We start from the raw sequence: 14899 nt of genomic DNA on the forward strand, positions 1-14899 counted from the left end.
GCCTTGCTTCATCGAAAGACTCCCCATGCATCACATCCAGCGGCTGGCCGCCGACATTCTGGGCCGCATTGAGGCCGGCACCACCCTGACCGACGCGCTGGCAGAAGCCCATCGCCAGCATCCGCAGCTGAACCCGGCGGAGCGCGGCGCGCTGCAAGACCTGAGCTATGGCGGCCTGCGCCATCTGGGCGTCCTGCGCCACTGCCTGCGCCAGCTGGTGCCGCGGCCGTTGCCGGAGCCGCTGCTGGAGCGTCTGTTGCTGGTGGCCTTGTACCAGCTGCAGCATACGCGCGCCGCGCCGTACGCGGTGGTGAACGAGGCCGTCACCTCGGCCACCGGCATTGCCGGCGGCAAGTTCAAGGGCCTGGTCAACGGCGCCCTGCGCAACTTCCTGCGCCGGCGCGAGGAAATCCTCGCCGCCGTGGACGAAGCGGCCGCCGCCAATCATCCGGACTGGTGGGTGGCGAAATTGCGCCAGGCCTATCCCGATCAGTGGCAGGCCGTGCTGGCCGCCAGCAACAGCCACCCGCCGCTGACTCTGCGCGTCAACCGCCGCGAGGGCTCGGTGGCGGATTATCTGGCGCGGCTGGAGGCGGCCGGCATGGCGGCGACCGCTCTGGGCGACGACGCCGTGCAGCTGGCCAAGCCGGTGGGCGTGCGCGACTTGCCGGGCTTCGCCGAAGGCGAGGTGTCGGTGCAGGACGAGGGCGCGCAGCGCGCCGCGCACTGGCTGGACCTGCAGCCGGGCCTGCGCGTGCTGGACGCCTGCGCCGCGCCCGGCGGCAAGACCGGCCATATGCTGGAGCGGGCCGACATCGAACTGATGGCGCTGGACATCGACGCGGCCAGGCTTGGCCGGGTGGGCGACAATCTGGAGCGACTGGGGCTGACCGCCGAGCTGCGCGAGGCCGACGCGGCCAAGCCGGACAGCTGGTGGGATGGCCGGCCGTTCGACCGCATTCTGGCCGACGTGCCGTGCTCCGCCTCCGGCGTGGCGCGCCGTCATCCCGACATCAAATGGCTGCGCCGCCCCGGCGATTTCGCGGCCCTGGGACGGCAGCAGGCGGCCATGGCCGACGCCTTGTGGCCCTTGCTCGCCAGCGGCGGCAAAATGCTATACGCTACCTGCTCGATTTTTCCGGAAGAGAACTGCCAGCAATTGGAGAGCTTCCTGCGGCGCCACCCGGACGCGGTGAGCCTGAGAGAGGAGCAACTGTTGCCCTGTGAGCGTCATGACGGCTTTTATTACGCGCTGCTTCAAAAACATTAGCCTGATCGGGCTGCTGCTGTGCTGTCTGGCCACCGCGGCCTGGGCCGACACCATAGCCGTGCGCCGGGCAGAGGCGGAGGTGATGTCTGATGGCACGCTGGCGGTCAGCACGCGTTTCCTGACGCGGCTGACGCCCAGCCTGAACGAGGCCCTGCAACAGGGCGTGGTGCTCGGTTTCCGGTTGGAGTTCCAGCTCACCCGGCCGCGCACCACGGCCTATTACCTGAGCCTGCGCGAGTGGTTTGACCCGCACGCGCAGATCGGCTTCAAACTATCCTACCAGCCGCTGACCGGCCGTTACCGCGTCAGCATCGGCAGCCTGTCCAACTATTACCCGACCCTGCGCGAGGCGCTGGCCACCATAGGCGCCATCCAGGGCTGGCGCGTGCTCAACCCCGGCACGCTGGACCCAAGGAAGGCGGGCGACGTGGCCGGCCAGGTGCGGCTGCTGCTCGATATCGGCGAACTGCCCAAGCCCTTTCAGATGAACGCGCTGGGTTCCGACGACTGGACCTTGGAGTCCGACTGGGTCAAGCTCGACATGAAGGACGCCGGCTGATGCGCTACGCCTCCATTGCGATGGCGACGATAGGAGCGATCCTGCTCTATCTGCTGGCGGTGGCCACGGGCAACGCGTCCAAGCTCAACGATTACTACTGGTGGGTGTTCGGCCTGAACAGCCTGCTGTTGTTGGCCCTGCTCAGCGTGGTGGCGCGGCAGCTGCTGCGCCTGCGCCAGCGCGTGCGCAACCGGGTGTTCGGCGCCAAGCTGACGCAGAAGCTGGCGCTGATGTTCGCCGGCGTCGCGCTGGTGCCGGGCCTCTTGGTATTCACCGTGTCGGCGCAATTCCTGACGCGCAGCATCGAGAGCTGGTTCGACGTCAAGGTGGAGGCGGCGCTGGACCGCGGCCTGGTGCTGGGGCGCAGCGCGCTGAACTACGTGCTGGATGATGTCGGCCGCAAGGGCAGGCTGGTGCTGGACGAGGTGCAGCCCCTGGACGACGCCAGATTGCCGGGCCGCCTGGATAGGCTGCGCGACCAGCTCGGGCTGAAGGAAATCGCCATTTATAACCGGAGCGGCGGCCAGATGCTGGCGCACGTCGGCGATGGCCGCGTCATGCCGCTCTCGCGCGAGGCGCTGCGCGGCGTGCGCCTGCAGCACCCGCAGCAAAGCATAGAAAACGACGGCAACAGCGGTCTGACGCTGCGCGTGCTGATGGCCTACCGCACGGCGGGCGAGGAAACGCGCGTGCTGCAGCTGAGCCAGGCCGCGCCGGCCGACATCAGCCGCGACGCCGAGCAGATCGAGAGCGCTCGCTCTGAATACCGCCAGCTGCTGCTGGCGCGCCATGGCCTGCGCACCTTCTACATGCTGACGCTGGCGCTGGCGGTGCTGCTGGCGCTGACTGCCGCGCTGGCCTTCGCCCTGTTCCTGTCCGAGCGCCTGTCCGCGCCCTTGTCCGAGCTGGCCGCCGGCACGCGCGCGGTGGCGCAGGGCGACTTCTCCAAGCGCCATCCGGTGTACCGGCGCGATGAATTGGGCATGTTGACTACCTTGTTCAATCGTATGACGCAGCAATTGGACGAGGCGCGGCAACAGGCGGAAAAGAGCCGCGGCGAGCTGGAAGGCGGCAAGCTTTATCTGGAAAGCATATTGGCCAACCTGTCGGCCGGCGTCATCGCCTTCGGCGGCGATTGGCAGATCCGCGCCGCCAACAGCAGCGCCTCGCGCATCCTGGGCGTGGAATTCGGCCGTTTGGCCGAACTCCGTTTCCCTGAGTGGGGGCGGGAAATCCCCGCGGTGACGCCGCTGGTGGAAACGGTCATGCAGCACGCCGACAGCGATGTGGAAACCGATTGGCAGACCCAGCTGAACTATGAGACTAGCCACGGCGAGCGCGCGCTGCTGGTGCGCGGCGCGCGCCTGCCGGAGCACTCCGACGATGGCTACGTGCTGGTGTTCAACGACATCACCGAGCTGGCCCGCGCCCAGCGCGACGCGGCCTGGGGCGAGGTGGCCAAGCGGCTGGCGCACGAAATCCGCAACCCGCTGACCCCCATCCAGCTATCGGCCGAACGCTTGGCGATGAAGCTGGCCGACAAGCTGGAAGGTCCTGACGCCGACATGCTGAAACGCTCCACCGACACCATCATCAAGCAGGTCGGCGCGCTGAAGAGCATGGTGGAGGCGTTCCGCGATTACGCCCGCGCGCCCAAGATCAAACTGGTCAAACTTGATCTCAATCAGGTGATTCGAGAAGTCATGACTCTTTACGAATCCAATCCTGCTGTTAAGATTGCGCTGGACGACATGCCGCTGATGATCATGGGCGATGCCGCCCTGCTGCGCCAGGTGCTGCACAACCTGCTGCAGAACGCGCAGGACGCAGTCCTTGACGTTGGCATCCCGATGATTCAAATTAGCAGCCGACAAGAAGAAGGAAACGCGCTCGTCTGCGTCGAGGACAATGGGGCGGGCTTCGGCCCGGACATCCTCCGGCGCGCGTTCGAGCCTTATGTGACCAGCAAAGCCAAGGGCACCGGTCTGGGACTGGCCGTGGTCAAGAAGATTATGGAAGAGCACCATGGTCAGGTCATCTTGGGGAACGCCGAACGGCAAGGCGCGCGCGTCCTTCTCTCCCTGCCATTGCTGGAGGCCTAATGCGTAGCAGCGATATTTTGATTGTGGACGACGAGATCGGTATCCGAGAACTGCTCTCCGAGATCCTGCAGGACGAAGGTTATACCGTGGCCCTGGCGGAAAATGCCGAGGTGGCGCGGCAGTTGCGCAACCAGACGCGTCCCGCGCTGGTGCTGCTGGACATCTGGATGCCCGATTGCGACGGCGTGACCCTGCTGAAGGAGTGGGCCAAGTCCGGCTTGCTCAATATGCCGGTGGTGATGATGTCCGGTCACGCCAGCATAGACACCGCGGTGGAGGCTACCCGCATCGGCGCTTTCGATTTCCTGGAAAAGCCCATCGCGCTGCAAAAGCTGCTGACGACGGTGCAGCGCGCGCTGAAGTATGGCGACATGCAGGCCAATACCTCGCTGAACCTGGACAAGCTGGGCCGCAGCGAGCCGATACAGGAGTTGAAGCGCCAGCTGGAACGCGTGGCCAAGGTCAAGTCGCCGGTGCTGTTGACCGGCGAATCCGGCTCCGGCTTCGAACTGGTGGCGCGCTTCTTTCACCAAGGCAACACGCCGTGGGTGACGCCGGCCAAGCTGGAGCAGCTGGCCGACGCGCCGCTGGAGCTGCTGCAAAAGGCCAATAACGGCGTGCTCTACCTGCCGGAGATCGGCCAATACAGCCGCCGCGTGCAGCAGGGCCTGCTGTTCCTGCTGTCCAAGCTGGACCGCTTCAATGTGCGCCTGATCTGTTCCTGCAGCCGTCCGCTGCAGGAGCTGTTGGTGGACCCGGAGTGCGACAACCGCCTGCTGACCGCGCTGTCCAGCGTGATCGTGCCGATCCCGCCGCTGCGCGAGCATTCCGAGGACATCACCTTCATCGCCGAGCAAATCCTGGTGGAGCTGGTGGAGTCCAAGCAGGTGCCGGCGCGCAAGTTGACTACCGCCGCGCTGAACGCCATGCGCCAGTACGACTGGCCGGGCAATCTGGAGCAGCTGCGCAGCATCATCAAGAGCCTGGCGCTGACGGCCGAATCCGACGAGATCGACGCCGCCGAGGTCAACAAGGTGCTGGCGCAGTTCCGCCATGAAAAGCCGGTGGAGGAGTCGGGCTTCGACTTCAACATTCCGCTGCGCGAGCTGCGCGAACAGCTGGAACGGCGCTACTTCGAGTACCACATCTCGCTGGAGAACGGCAATATGAGCCGGGTGGCGCAGAAGGTGGGCCTGGAGCGCACCCACTTGTACCGCAAGCTGAAGCAGCTGGGCATCAAGTTCGCGCGCAAGGTGGCGGAGGAGTAAAGCCACCATCTGGGACTGCGTTGCGGCTGTGAGCTGTCAGAGTGGCGCGCCTTGTCTCAGGCGTTTTGTTTGGCCGCAATCGCTTATCGACGCCAGCCCCAGGGCTGGCGTTTCGCATTTGGAGCACCACATGGCATTCGAGCGTGATCTCGACGACGCGGCGCTGCTGCGTTACAGCCGGCACATTCTGCTGCCGGAGATAGACATTGATGGCCAGCGCCGGCTGCTGGCGGCGCGCGCGCTGATCGTCGGCGCCGGCGGTCTGGGTTCGCCGGCAGCCCTGTACCTGGCCAGCGCCGGCGTCGGCCATCTGACCATCGTCGATGACGACATGGTGGAATTGTCCAATTTGCAGCGCCAGATCGCCCACGATACGGCCAGCCTGAAGCAGGGTAAGGCCGAATCCGCCGCGCGGCGTATGCTGGCCCTGAATCCGTCCATCGAAGTCCGTCCGCTGGCAGAGCGTTTGTCGGGGGCGCGTTTGGTCGAGGAAGTGGCGGCGCACGATCTGGTGCTGGACTGCTCGGACAACTTCGCCACCCGCCACGCGGTCAATCGCGCCTGCGTGGCGGCGCGCGTGCCGCTGGTATCCGGCGCGGCGGTGCGCTTCTCCGGCCAACTGGCGGTATTCGACAGCCGCGACGCCGCCTCGCCGTGCTATCACTGCCTGTTTCCGGATGAGGGCGAGGCGAATGACGGCCCGTGCGCGACGTTTGGCGTGCTGTCGCCGCTGGTGGGGGTGATCGGCAGCCTGCAGGCGGTGGAGGCGGTCAAGCTGCTGGCCGGCGTGCCGCCGGTCTTGGGGCGGCTGACCCTGTATGACGCGTTGAATGGCGGCTTCAAGCAGATACGCGTGCCGCGCGATCCGGCTTGCGCCGTGTGCGGAGCGTAGGGCGGAAGCCCGGCCTTGCCGGGCGTTCCGCCTGTGGAGCGTGGACGGCGGGTAGTGGCGGAACGCCCCTGATTCCCTCGCGCCGCTACGCTTGCCGCGCTCGGTCAGGGGCTTCCGCCCTACGGGGGGATTACAGCTGCTGCTCGATCAGCTTGCGCACTTCGGGGAAGTTCATCACGCCGACGTAGCGCTTGATGATGTTGCCCTGCTTGTCGATCAGGAAGGTGGTGGGCGCGAGCTGGATGTCGCCGAAGGCCTTGGCCACGTCGCCCTGGGTGTCCAGCGCGACGAAGAAGGGCAGCTGATACTTGGCGACGAAGCTCTGCACGTAGTTGGGCGGGTCGTAGCTCATCGCCACCGCCACTACGTTGAGGCCGCGGCCGGCGTAGTCCTGGTGCAGTTTCTTGATCTCCGGCATTTCCTCCACGCAGCCGGGGCAGCTGGTGGCCCAAAAGTTGACCAGCACCACCTTGCCCTTCAGCGCCGAAGTGCTGGTGCTGACGCCGCTTATCGACGTCAGCTTGACCTCAGGCGCCGGCTGGCGCGCGAACAGCAGCGAATAAGCGATGCCGGCCACCACCAGCAGGGCCACCAGAATCAGCAAACCTTTCTTCATCTCGTCTTCCTAATTGCGGCTCAGGCCGACTTGGCCTGTATCAGTTCCAGCGCGTCGCGCAGCGGGCCTTCCAGCACCACGGCCTTGTTGGCGCGCGGGTCGAACACCACGAAGGTGACGTCGGCCTGGGCCACCAGGGTGTCGGTGCCGTCCAGCAGCACGCGCTGGTGAATCACCGCGCTGCGGTTGCCGATGGACTTGACGGTGCTTTCGATGACCAGCATTTCGCCCATGGTGGCCGGACGCGCGTAGTCGATATTGATGTTGACCACGGCCAGGGCCAGGCCGCTTTGCAGGAAGTGCGGCAGGGCGCCGCTGTCTTCGAAGCAGTTCCAGCGCGCTTCCTCCAGGAACTCCAGATAACGCGCGTTGTTGACGTGGCCGAACAGGTCCAGATGATAGCCGCGGACCTTGATCCGTGTTTCATGCGCCATGTGTTTTCCCCTCTTTAGGTGTGTTGGCGTGGCTTTAGTCGGCGCCGCCGTCCAGGTCCAGCGGCGTGAACGCTTCGCGCGCCAGCGGCTCAGGGACCAGATCGGTCAGCACCGAATGGATTTCCACCTTGAACCATTGCTGGAACAGGTTGGGACTGATGTTCTGCGGCCACAGGTCCTCGTCCTCGCACCAGTCGGCCAGCTCGGCCTCGAACAGCTGGCGGTAGCTTTGCTGGACGAAACGGCGGGCGGCGTCGGCGTCCTCGGCCGGCGGGATCAGCAGCGCGTTGCAGTCGGCGGCCAGCGCCTCCAGCGTCAGTTGCGGGTCGATGCCGCCGGGCAGGCTTTTCAGCCAGGCGAGAAACGGGGCCTGCGGGCGCAAGAGCGCGAGGCTGCGGTTGACTTCAAACATGATGCATCCTTGTTCAATGGCTGGACAACAGGTTGTCGCGGGTGAAGACGAATTTCTGGCTGATGCGCAGCGTGGGGAAGCGCGTCAGCGCGGACGGAAATGGCGCGAACGGCGAGGCCAGTTCTACGATGCGTTGGGCGGCCTGGTCCAGCACCGGCGAGCCGGACGAGCGGGTGACGCGCTGGCCGCGCAGGCTGCCGTCGGCGGCGATGGTCACCTCCAGCGTCACCGCGCCGTGCAAGCCCTGGCGGCGGGCCTCTTCGGGATAATTCAGGTTGCCGATGCGCTCCACTTTCATGCGCCAGTCGGCCTGGTAGCGGGCCCAAGGGTAGCCGCGCGCGGCCTCGCCTAGATGATTGCCGGTCTGGCCGCTTTCCTTGTCGTTGTCGGCGGCCGCGTCGTCGCCGCCGCGCGACAACGCGCCGACCTGGGCCAGCAGGGAGCCGGTGCTGACCTTGGCGGCCGGCGGCGTCGCCGCCATCTGGCTGGGGGCGGGCGCGTCGCGCGCGATGCGGTTGAGCGGCGCCGCGGTTTGCTCCGCCGGCGCGGGCGCGGCGGTGGGCTTGGGCGGTTCGCTGCGGCTGAGCAACTGTCGCGGCTCAGGCGTGTTGCCGGCGCCCTGTCTATTGTCTTCCGCCACTCTTTCGGTGAGCGGCGCGGCCGGGGCGGGCGCGTGGCGAGGGCGCAGGGTGATCTGCAGCGGACTGGGAGGCTGGATGGGGGCGACTGGCGGCGCGAATCCGCCCAGGCTCAGCAGCGCCAAGTGGGCCAGCAGGGATAAGCCCGCCATCAGCCACAGCGGGCGGTTGTCGGGCACATGGGGGCGGAGAAAGGGCAGACGGTCGGCCATGTCGAGTTTCCGGACTTTGCCGGAGTGTAGCACGGCCGCGCGCGAAAACGCCGCGCGGGGCGCGGCGGGGCAGGTGGCCGGGAACGGACTTATTTCTCCAGCAGGCTGCGCAGCATCCAGGCCGTTTTCTCATGCACCTGCAGGCGCTGGGTCAGCAGATCGGCGCTCGGCTCGTCGCTGGCGTGCTCCACCACTTCGAAAATGCCGCGCGCGGTGCGGCAGATGGTTTCATGGCCTTCCACCAGCTGGCGGATCATGTCTTCGGCCTTGGGCGGCGCGCCGGCGGCTTCCGGGATGGAGGTCAGGCGCGCGTAATCGGCGTAGCTGCCCGGCGCGTAGTGGCCCAGGGCGCGGATGCGCTCGGCGATGGCGTCCACGGCCAGCGACAGCTCGGTGTACTGGGTCTCGAACATCAGGTGCAGGGTGTTGAACATCGGGCCGGTGACGTTCCAGTGGAAATTGTGCGTCTTCAGGTACAGGGTGTAGCTGTCGGCCAGCAGGCGGGACAAGCCCTCGGCGATGTGTTGGCGGTCTTGTTCGTTGATGCCGATATCCATGACGATGCTCCTGTGTGGCGGCCGTGCAGGCTGGCCGCGTTTTGGTCTACACTCCCCGTTTTGTCGGGAAATGGCGATGAAACCCTGGTTGTCCTGCCAAGCCGGCCGCGTGCGCCTGACGCTGCACGTGCAGCCTGGCGCCAAAAAGACGGAGCCGGCCGGCGAGCATGGCGACTGCCTGAAAATCCGGCTGGCCGCGCCGCCGGTGGACGGCAAGGCCAATGCCGCGCTGCTGGCCTGGCTGGCGGATCGCTTCGGGGTGGCCAAGCGCGACGTGTCTTTGCTGTCCGGCGACAAGAACCGGCACAAGGTGGTGGAAATCCAGTGCGATCTGGACGCCGCCGCCGTGCTGGCCTTGTTCGATCTTCACTGAAGCCGACGGCCGGGCGGCGTTTCCTCGTCCACGCGGTGGTATTCGCCCTCGATGATGTCGCTGCCGGCGGCCGGTTCGCTAGCCGGACCCGCGCCAGGCGTGCGCAACTGGATGTCCGGGCCCTTCAGCGGTAGCAGCAAGAGGATGGCGGCGAGGTCGCTGAGCAGGCCCGGCAGCAGGAACAGCAGGCCGGCCAGCGCGTAGCGCAGCGGCCACAGCAGCGAGTACAGCGAAACCTTGTCGCCCTGTCGCATCACGCTGCCCAGCGTCAACAAGGCGCCCAGCTTCTGGTTGCGCAGCATCCACAGTCCCAGCAGGGAAGACAGGATGACCAGCAGGAAAACGGCCAAGCCGCCGATGCGGTCGGCCAGCGCCACCAGCGCGGCGATCTCGGCGAAGGGGTAAATCAGCAACAATAGCGGGAGTGCGCGCATCGTGAATTCTTTTCCATCTGACGAATGTGTATTGGTGGTCTGCAATGTTCCGGACGCCGAAACGGCCGAACGCATCGCGGAGACCCTGGTGAGCGAGCGGCTGGCCGCTTGCGTCAATATTCTGGCGCCTTGCCGCTCGGTTTATCGCTGGCAGGGCGCGGTGGAGCGGGCCGACGAGGTGCCGCTGCTGATCAAGACCCGCCGCGATGCCTATGCGAAACTGGAAGCCAGGCTGCTGGCTTTGCACCCCTACGAGGTCCCGGAAATCGTCGCCTGGCCCTTGGCTCAGGGTTTGCCCGCCTACCTGACATGGGTATCGCAGAGCGTGCTTTCAAGTGGGACGGGCGCTTGAGCCGCGTTTTGTTTGCGACCGGTCAAGTCGGCCATCGTTCCCGCTTGGCATCGGTTGCGAAAAAATCTGCAATAACGTATTGACGGCGCTGAAGGGTTTCATTATAGTTCCGGTCTCTCGCATGGGTCGTTAGCTCAGCTGGTAGAGCAGCGGACTTTTAATCCGTTGGTCGCAGGTTCGAATCCCGCACGACCCACCAAAGCTTGATATAGTGTATTGCATGTCCCGGACGGGTCGTTAGCTCAGTTGGTAGAGCAGCGGACTCTTAATCCGTAGGTCGAAAGTTCGAGCCTTTCACGACCCACCATCCAAGACATGTGCCGTACGTTGTGCGGGTCGTTAGCTCAGCTGGTAGAGCAGCGGACTTTTAATCCGTTGGTCGCAGGTTCGAATCCCGCACGACCCACCATCAAGTTTATGATGCAGTGTTTCAGGATGGGTCGTTAGCTCAGTTGGTAGAGCAGCGGACTCTTAATCCGTAGGTCGAAAGTTCGAGCCTTTCACGACCCACCACCATCCTGCTTCTTGGCCGAGATTGTTTTCGCTGGGTCGTTAGCTCAGTTGGTAGAGCAGCGGACTCTTAATCCGTAGGTCGAAAGTTCGAGCCTTTCACGACCCACCAGCATTCCTCAAAAAGCCCGGCGTTTCGACGCCGGGCTTTTTGTTTTCCGCGTTCGCGATGTCGCCGGGCGCCGGCTTGCCGCATAATGGCGGGTCTAGCCCGAATGATTTGGAAAGGGGAGCATGATGCGTAAATTCATGAAATGCGGATGGCTGCTGGCGGGGCTGTGGTGCGGCGCCGCGCTGGCGCAGACGGCGGATGAGCAGCTGCTGTCGGCGCAAATGGCTTTCCAGCAGGCGCAAAACCAGCAGCAGCAGGCCGACAAGCGGGTCAAGGCCGCGCAGGACGCCAAGACGCTGGCAGAGCAGAAGCTGGCCGGCGCCCAGGCCGACCTGGAGCGGGCCAATCAGGAACTGGGCAATGCCACGGCGGCGGCCGGCGCCGCGCAGCAGGCCATGCAGCAAGCCACGCAGGTCCTGCAGCAGGCCTGGCAGCGCAAGGACGGCGGCCAGTAGCACAACCCTCCTGCCGCGGCCCGGCTTGCCTCAAGCATGAAACTAATTTTGTTGGCCGATCCAAGCTTACTGGCCTATCAACTGACGATAGCGCTGCAGGTCCTGCTGCATTTTCTGGCGGTAAGCCGCGATCTCGGCGCGTTTGGCCGCCAGCAGAGCTTGCTGTGCCTTCTGTTCCTGCTGCAGCACTTGTTGGTTGTGGATGGTGTTGGCCGGCGGCGGCTGGCGCAACTTGCGGCTTTGCTCCAGGTCGCGTTGCAGGTCTCGCTGCTGGAGGGCCAGTCCCTGCGCGCGCAGTTCCAGCGCATGATAGGCCGACTGCAGCACGGCGAGCTGTTTCTCGCGGTCGGCCTGCAGCTCGGCCAGCGTCGAGTAGCCCTGGGTCAGCGCCTGGTCGTGGCGGATGGCCTCCAGCCTTTTTTGCTGCGCCTGGCGCGCGGCCGCGGCGGAAGCCTCGCGGCTGAGCCGTTGCGCCTCCGTCTCCGCCGGTTTCTTCATCGCGCCCTGTTTGCTCAGCTCCGCCACGCCGCGGCTCTGGTTTTGCTGAGGCGGCGCGTCGCTGTAATGCGTCTTGCCGGAGTCATCCACCCATTTGTACACGCCGGCGTGGGCCAGCGAACACAATAGCAGCAGCGATCCGGCCAGCGCTTTCATCAGTAATCGACTCCGTATTGGGCGCGATAGGCGCGTACCGCGTCGAGGTGGGCGGCCATTTCCGGATGGTTTTCCAGATAGCCCAGCAGGTCCTTCAGCGTGGCGATGGCCACTACCGGCAGGCCGTGTTGCTTGGCCACTTCCTGGACGGCGGACAGTTCGCCCTGGCCGCGCTCCATGCGGTCCAGCGCGATGGCCACGCCGGCCGGCGTGGCGCCGGCGGCGCGTATCATTTCCACGGATTCGCGCACCGAGGTGCCGGCCGAGATCACGTCGTCTATGATCAGCACTTTGCCCTTGAGCGGCGCGCCCACCAGGGTGCCGCCTTCGCCGTGGTCCTTGGCTTCCTTGCGGTTGTAAGCGAAGGGCACGTTGCGGCCCCGCTCGGCCAATGCCATGCCGGCGGCGGCGGCCAGGATGATGCCCTTGTAGGCGGGGCCGAACAGCATGTCGAACTCGACGCCGCTCTGCTGGATGGATTGGGCGTAGAAGCGCGACAGCTTCAGCGTGGACTCGCCGTCATTAAACAGGCCGGTATTGAAGAAGTAAGGGGATTGGCGACCCGCCTTGGTGATGAACTCGCCAAACTTCAAAACCTGCTTGTCGAGCGCAAAACGAATAAACTCTTGACGGAAATCGCTCATCTTTACTCCTTGATGAAATCGTTAACTGTTTGAATGGCGGCTTAAATCGCCGCAAGCATACCACGGGAGACACCCTTGCTTCGAATCGTTTCCGCCAACCTGAACGGCATCCGCTCCGCGGACAAGAAAGGCTTTTTCGACTGGCTGGCCACCATCCGCGCCGACTTCGTCTGCGTGCAGGAGTTGAAGGCGCAGGCCGGCGATCTGTCCGAGCGCATGCGCGCGCCGGATGGCCTGACCGGTTATTTCCACTACGCGGAGAAGAAGGGCTATAGCGGCGTCGGCCTGTATACCCGCCATCAGCCGGATGCGGTGGTGGAAGGGCTGGGCGTGGACTGGATAGACGCCGAGGGGCGCTTTTTGCAGCTGGATTTCGGCAATCTGTCCGTGGTCTCGCTGTACCTGCCGTCCGGCTCCAGCAGCGACGAGCGCCAACAAGTGAAATTCGACTTCCTTGACGTGTTCATGCCGCATCTGGAAACGCTGCGCGCCGCCGGCCGCGACATCGTGATCTGCGGCGACTGGAACATCGCGCACAACGAGATCGACCTGAAAAACTGGAAGGGCAATCTGAAGAATTCCGGTTTCCTGCCGGAGGAGCGCGCCTGGATGACGGATCTGCTGGGCCGCGTGGGTTGGCGCGACGTGTGGCGCAATCTCTACCCGGACGCGCCGGGCTACACCTGGTGGAGCAACCGCGGCCAGGCTTACGCCAAGGACGTGGGTTGGCGCATTGATTACCACATCGTCACGCCGTCCTTGATGGAGCTGGCTGAATCCGCCAGCGTTTACAAGGACGAGAAGTTCTCCGACCACGCGCCGCTGATCGTCGATTACCGCCGGCCGCTGTGATGTGGGACGACGATGATGTGACGCTGCTGACGGTTCCCGGTTGGGGCGACTCCGGTCCGGCGCACTGGCAGAGCCGCTGGGAGCTGACTTATCCACTGGCGCGGCGGGTCGTCCAGCAGGACTGGCTGTATCCGCGCCGCGACGCCTGGGTGGCCGGACTGGCGGCGGCGGTAGCCGATATTCCGGGCCAACTGGTCATCGCCGCGCACAGCCTGGGTTGCTACGCGACGGCGGCTTGGCTGCGGCAGGCGTCTTTGGCGGATCAGCGCCGGATCAAGGGCGCGCTGCTGGTGGCGCCGCCGGCCTTGCCCATTCTGCCGGAAACCGCGCGGGCCAGCGGCGAGCTGCAGGCAGGCTCGGCCTTGCCGGATTTCGCCGGCTTCGAGGCGGCCGAGGCGTGGCGCCTGCCGCTGCCGGCCATCGTCGCCGCCAGCCATGACGACCCGTTCTGCGATTTCGCCGAGGCGGCGCGCATGGCCGAGGGCTGGGGAGCGCGGCTGTTCGACGCCGGCCGCTGCGGCCACATGGGCAGCCACGCCGGCCTGGGCAGTTGGCCGGCAGGCCAGAGCCTGCTGCAGCGGCTGATGCTGGGGTAGGGCGGAAGCCCGGCAAGGCCGGGCGTTCCGCCGATCGCCAGGAGGCCAGTCTTCGCCGCCTCTCCCTCGCGCAAGGATTTCCGCGAGAGGGCGCTTGGTCCTGCCCTCAGCGCTCCACCGGCCGCGCCGGGTCGCTGCACCATTCGCTCCAGGAGCCGGGATAGAGCCGGCTGCCGGCAAAACCGGCGATTTCCATGGACAGCAGGTTCTGGCAGGCGGTCACGCCGGAGCCGCATTGATGCACGATGGCGGCCGGGTCGAAGCCTTCGCCCAGCAGCGCTTGCCACTCTTCGCGCAGCTGCGCCGCCGGTTTGTAATGCTGGTCGGCGGTCAGATTGTCCATGAAGAAGCGATTGGCCGCACCGGGGATATGGCCGCCCACCGGGTCTATGGTTTCGCCTATGCCGCGGAAGCGCTGCGGGCTGCGCGCGTCGACCACGGTGAAACGCTTGTCGTCCAGATTGGCCAATATGTCCGTCACATCCAGCGGGCGCTGCAAACCCTGGTGCATGGTGAAGCGGCAGGGGCGGCGCTGCGGCGCTTCCTGATCTATCGCGCCACCGGCGGCCAGCCAGGCGGACAGGCCGCCGTCCAGCACCGCTACCTTGCCGTGGCCCAGCCAGCGCAGCAGCCACCAGGCGCGCGCCGCGTATTGGCCGCTGCCGTCGTCGTAGGCGATGACCTGGGTGCTTTCGCCGACGCCCAGCGCGCCCAGGTCCACCGCCAGCCTCTGGCCGTCCGGCAGCGGATGGCGGCCGTTGTGTCCGTTCTTGCTGCCGGACAGATGGTAGTCCAGATGCAGGTAGTGGGCGCCCGGGATGTGGCCTTGCTCATAGGCGGCGTGGCCATAGTCGGGATTGTCCAGCTGGTAGCGGCAGTCTAGTAAAACCCGTTGTTCAGGCGGCAGCGCCAGCAGTTCCTCGGCGCGGATTAGCGTTCGGTACATGGTATTCCTTT

19 protein-coding genes and 5 tRNA genes are annotated in these 14899 nt (G+C 65.6%); 15 read left to right on the forward strand and 9 right to left on the reverse strand.

All coding sequences use genetic code 11. The annotated features are described in order from the left end of the window. Positions 1 to 25: 25 nt before the first annotated feature. From rsmB to FYK34_RS18965, 5 genes are all read left to right on the forward strand, one after another. Positions 26 to 1270, forward strand: a complete 1245-nt coding sequence (gene rsmB, locus FYK34_RS18945; protein ID WP_149299230.1) for a 16S rRNA (cytosine(967)-C(5))-methyltransferase RsmB — start codon at positions 26 to 28, stop codon at positions 1268 to 1270. Further along, entirely contained in the window at positions 1233 to 1829 is a 597-nt protein-coding gene (locus tag FYK34_RS18950) for a DUF4390 domain-containing protein (RefSeq protein ID WP_231137315.1), read from the forward strand. Before rsmB ends, FYK34_RS18950 begins: the two co-directional genes overlap by 38 nt. Then, the gene (locus FYK34_RS18955; protein ID WP_149299232.1) at positions 1829 to 3931 is read left to right on the forward strand and encodes a sensor histidine kinase; all 2103 of its coding nucleotides are present in this window, start codon (positions 1829 to 1831) and stop codon (positions 3929 to 3931) included. The genes FYK34_RS18950 and FYK34_RS18955 overlap by 1 nt, the downstream gene beginning before the upstream one ends. Beyond that, positions 3931 to 5199, forward strand: a complete 1269-nt coding sequence (locus tag FYK34_RS18960; RefSeq protein WP_114061344.1) for a sigma-54-dependent transcriptional regulator — start codon at positions 3931 to 3933, stop codon at positions 5197 to 5199. The genes FYK34_RS18955 and FYK34_RS18960 overlap by 1 nt, the downstream gene beginning before the upstream one ends. A 130-nt stretch (positions 5200 to 5329) precedes the next feature. Beyond that, a complete protein-coding gene (locus FYK34_RS18965) occupies positions 5330 to 6091 on the forward strand; it encodes a HesA/MoeB/ThiF family protein (protein WP_149299235.1) in 762 nt (253 codons plus the stop codon). Positions 6092 to 6221: 130 nt separating this feature from the next. Here FYK34_RS18965 and FYK34_RS18970 read toward each other — a convergent pair whose 3' ends face one another. The 5 genes from FYK34_RS18970 to FYK34_RS18990 all read right to left on the reverse strand — a co-directional run bounded on the left by FYK34_RS18970 (position 6222) and on the right by FYK34_RS18990 (position 8960). Next, on the reverse strand, positions 6222 to 6707 hold the full coding sequence (locus FYK34_RS18970) for a TlpA family protein disulfide reductase (RefSeq protein ID WP_149299237.1): 486 nt from the start codon (positions 6705 to 6707) through the stop codon (positions 6222 to 6224). Positions 6708 to 6727: 20 nt separating this feature from the next. Then, the gene (locus FYK34_RS18975; protein WP_149299240.1) at positions 6728 to 7141 is read right to left on the reverse strand and encodes an acyl-CoA thioesterase; all 414 of its coding nucleotides are present in this window, start codon (positions 7139 to 7141) and stop codon (positions 6728 to 6730) included. 34 nt (positions 7142 to 7175) lie between these two features. Continuing rightward, positions 7176 to 7553, reverse strand: coding sequence for a VacJ (locus FYK34_RS18980; RefSeq protein WP_149299242.1), 378 nt, complete (start codon positions 7551 to 7553; stop codon positions 7176 to 7178). Positions 7554 to 7566: 13 nt separating this feature from the next. Further along, positions 7567 to 8403 carry a TonB family protein gene (locus FYK34_RS18985; protein WP_149299244.1) on the reverse strand — a complete coding sequence of 279 codons (837 nt, stop codon included), beginning with the start codon at positions 8401 to 8403 and terminating at the stop codon, positions 7567 to 7569. An 89-nt stretch (positions 8404 to 8492) separates the two neighbouring features. After that, positions 8493 to 8960 (reverse strand): Dps family protein, encoded by a 468-nt coding sequence (locus FYK34_RS18990; RefSeq protein WP_149299246.1) that lies wholly within the window; start codon positions 8958 to 8960, stop codon positions 8493 to 8495. 76 nt (positions 8961 to 9036) lie between these two features. Here FYK34_RS18990 and FYK34_RS18995 point away from each other — a divergent pair, with 76 nt between their 5' ends. Beyond that, positions 9037 to 9333 (forward strand): DUF167 domain-containing protein, encoded by a 297-nt coding sequence (locus tag FYK34_RS18995; protein ID WP_149299248.1) that lies wholly within the window; start codon positions 9037 to 9039, stop codon positions 9331 to 9333. On the opposite strand, the gene FYK34_RS19000 is transcribed toward FYK34_RS18995, so the two are convergent. Further along, the gene (locus FYK34_RS19000) at positions 9327 to 9767 is read right to left on the reverse strand and encodes an FxsA family protein (protein ID WP_149299251.1); all 441 of its coding nucleotides are present in this window, start codon (positions 9765 to 9767) and stop codon (positions 9327 to 9329) included. The genes FYK34_RS18995 and FYK34_RS19000 overlap by 7 nt on opposite strands. A 34-nt stretch (positions 9768 to 9801) precedes the next feature. Here FYK34_RS19000 and cutA point away from each other — a divergent pair, with 34 nt between their 5' ends. From cutA to FYK34_RS19035, 7 genes are all read left to right on the forward strand, one after another. Further along, positions 9802 to 10119, forward strand: coding sequence for a divalent-cation tolerance protein CutA (cutA, locus tag FYK34_RS19005; protein ID WP_231137316.1), 318 nt, complete (start codon positions 9802 to 9804; stop codon positions 10117 to 10119). 123 nt (positions 10120 to 10242) lie between these two features. Next, positions 10243 to 10318: transfer RNA gene (locus FYK34_RS19010), tRNA-Lys, on the forward strand. 32 nt (positions 10319 to 10350) lie between these two features. Then, a tRNA-Lys gene (locus FYK34_RS19015) sits at positions 10351 to 10426 on the forward strand. A 26-nt stretch (positions 10427 to 10452) separates the two neighbouring features. Then, positions 10453 to 10528 (forward strand) — tRNA-Lys (locus FYK34_RS19020). Between the two features lie 28 nt (positions 10529 to 10556). Further along, positions 10557 to 10632: transfer RNA gene (locus tag FYK34_RS19025), tRNA-Lys, on the forward strand. A gap of 33 nt (positions 10633 to 10665) precedes the next feature. Then, a tRNA-Lys gene (locus FYK34_RS19030) sits at positions 10666 to 10741 on the forward strand. 122 nt (positions 10742 to 10863) lie between these two features. Next, positions 10864 to 11196 carry a hypothetical protein gene (locus FYK34_RS19035; RefSeq protein WP_149299255.1) on the forward strand — a complete coding sequence of 111 codons (333 nt, stop codon included), beginning with the start codon at positions 10864 to 10866 and terminating at the stop codon, positions 11194 to 11196. A 66-nt stretch (positions 11197 to 11262) separates the two neighbouring features. Here the strand turns inward: FYK34_RS19035 and FYK34_RS19040 are convergent, their stop codons facing one another. Continuing rightward, positions 11263 to 11850 (reverse strand): DUF4124 domain-containing protein, encoded by a 588-nt coding sequence (locus FYK34_RS19040; protein WP_149299257.1) that lies wholly within the window; start codon positions 11848 to 11850, stop codon positions 11263 to 11265. Further along, on the reverse strand, positions 11850 to 12494 hold the full coding sequence (gene pyrE / locus FYK34_RS19045; protein ID WP_149299260.1) for an orotate phosphoribosyltransferase: 645 nt from the start codon (positions 12492 to 12494) through the stop codon (positions 11850 to 11852). The genes FYK34_RS19040 and pyrE overlap by 1 nt, the downstream gene beginning before the upstream one ends. A gap of 75 nt (positions 12495 to 12569) precedes the next feature. Here pyrE and FYK34_RS19050 point away from each other — a divergent pair, with 75 nt between their 5' ends. Next, entirely contained in the window at positions 12570 to 13346 is a 777-nt protein-coding gene (locus tag FYK34_RS19050) for an exodeoxyribonuclease III (RefSeq protein ID WP_149299261.1), read from the forward strand. After that, positions 13346 to 13942 carry an alpha/beta hydrolase gene (locus FYK34_RS19055; protein WP_149299263.1) on the forward strand — a complete coding sequence of 199 codons (597 nt, stop codon included), beginning with the start codon at positions 13346 to 13348 and terminating at the stop codon, positions 13940 to 13942. The genes FYK34_RS19050 and FYK34_RS19055 overlap by 1 nt, the downstream gene beginning before the upstream one ends. A gap of 106 nt (positions 13943 to 14048) precedes the next feature. Here FYK34_RS19055 and FYK34_RS19060 read toward each other — a convergent pair whose 3' ends face one another. Next, a complete protein-coding gene (locus FYK34_RS19060; protein ID WP_149299265.1) occupies positions 14049 to 14888 on the reverse strand; it encodes a sulfurtransferase in 840 nt (279 codons plus the stop codon). Between the last annotated feature and the right edge of the window lie 11 nt (positions 14889 to 14899).

It is taken from the genome of Chromobacterium paludis (assembly GCF_008275125.1).
Taxonomy (GTDB): domain Bacteria; phylum Pseudomonadota; class Gammaproteobacteria; order Burkholderiales; family Chromobacteriaceae; genus Chromobacterium; species Chromobacterium paludis.

Coding starts and splice junctions, on each gene's coding strand:
- rsmB (WP_149299230.1), top strand. CDS start 26: ATGCATCACATCCAGCGGCTGGCCGCCGACATTCTGGGCCGCATTGAG.
- FYK34_RS18950 (WP_231137315.1), top strand. CDS start 1,233: ATGACGGCTTTTATTACGCGCTGCTTCAAAAACATTAGCCTGATCGGG.
- FYK34_RS18955 (WP_149299232.1), top strand. CDS start 1,829: ATGCGCTACGCCTCCATTGCGATGGCGACGATAGGAGCGATCCTGCTC.
- FYK34_RS18960 (WP_114061344.1), top strand. CDS start 3,931: ATGCGTAGCAGCGATATTTTGATTGTGGACGACGAGATCGGTATCCGA.
- FYK34_RS18965 (WP_149299235.1), top strand. CDS start 5,330: ATGGCATTCGAGCGTGATCTCGACGACGCGGCGCTGCTGCGTTACAGC.
- FYK34_RS18970 (WP_149299237.1), bottom strand. CDS start 6,707: ATGAAGAAAGGTTTGCTGATTCTGGTGGCCCTGCTGGTGGTGGCCGGC.
- FYK34_RS18975 (WP_149299240.1), bottom strand. CDS start 7,141: ATGGCGCATGAAACACGGATCAAGGTCCGCGGCTATCATCTGGACCTG.
- FYK34_RS18980 (WP_149299242.1), bottom strand. CDS start 7,553: ATGTTTGAAGTCAACCGCAGCCTCGCGCTCTTGCGCCCGCAGGCCCCG.
- FYK34_RS18985 (WP_149299244.1), bottom strand. CDS start 8,403: ATGGCCGACCGTCTGCCCTTTCTCCGCCCCCATGTGCCCGACAACCGC.
- FYK34_RS18990 (WP_149299246.1), bottom strand. CDS start 8,960: ATGGATATCGGCATCAACGAACAAGACCGCCAACACATCGCCGAGGGC.
- FYK34_RS18995 (WP_149299248.1), top strand. CDS start 9,037: ATGAAACCCTGGTTGTCCTGCCAAGCCGGCCGCGTGCGCCTGACGCTG.
- FYK34_RS19000 (WP_149299251.1), bottom strand. CDS start 9,767: ATGCGCGCACTCCCGCTATTGTTGCTGATTTACCCCTTCGCCGAGATC.
- FYK34_RS19035 (WP_149299255.1), top strand. CDS start 10,864: ATGATGCGTAAATTCATGAAATGCGGATGGCTGCTGGCGGGGCTGTGG.
- FYK34_RS19040 (WP_149299257.1), bottom strand. CDS start 11,850: ATGAAAGCGCTGGCCGGATCGCTGCTGCTATTGTGTTCGCTGGCCCAC.
- pyrE (WP_149299260.1), bottom strand. CDS start 12,494: ATGAGCGATTTCCGTCAAGAGTTTATTCGTTTTGCGCTCGACAAGCAG.
- FYK34_RS19055 (WP_149299263.1), top strand. CDS start 13,346: ATGTGGGACGACGATGATGTGACGCTGCTGACGGTTCCCGGTTGGGGC.
- FYK34_RS19060 (WP_149299265.1), bottom strand. CDS start 14,888: ATGTACCGAACGCTAATCCGCGCCGAGGAACTGCTGGCGCTGCCGCCT.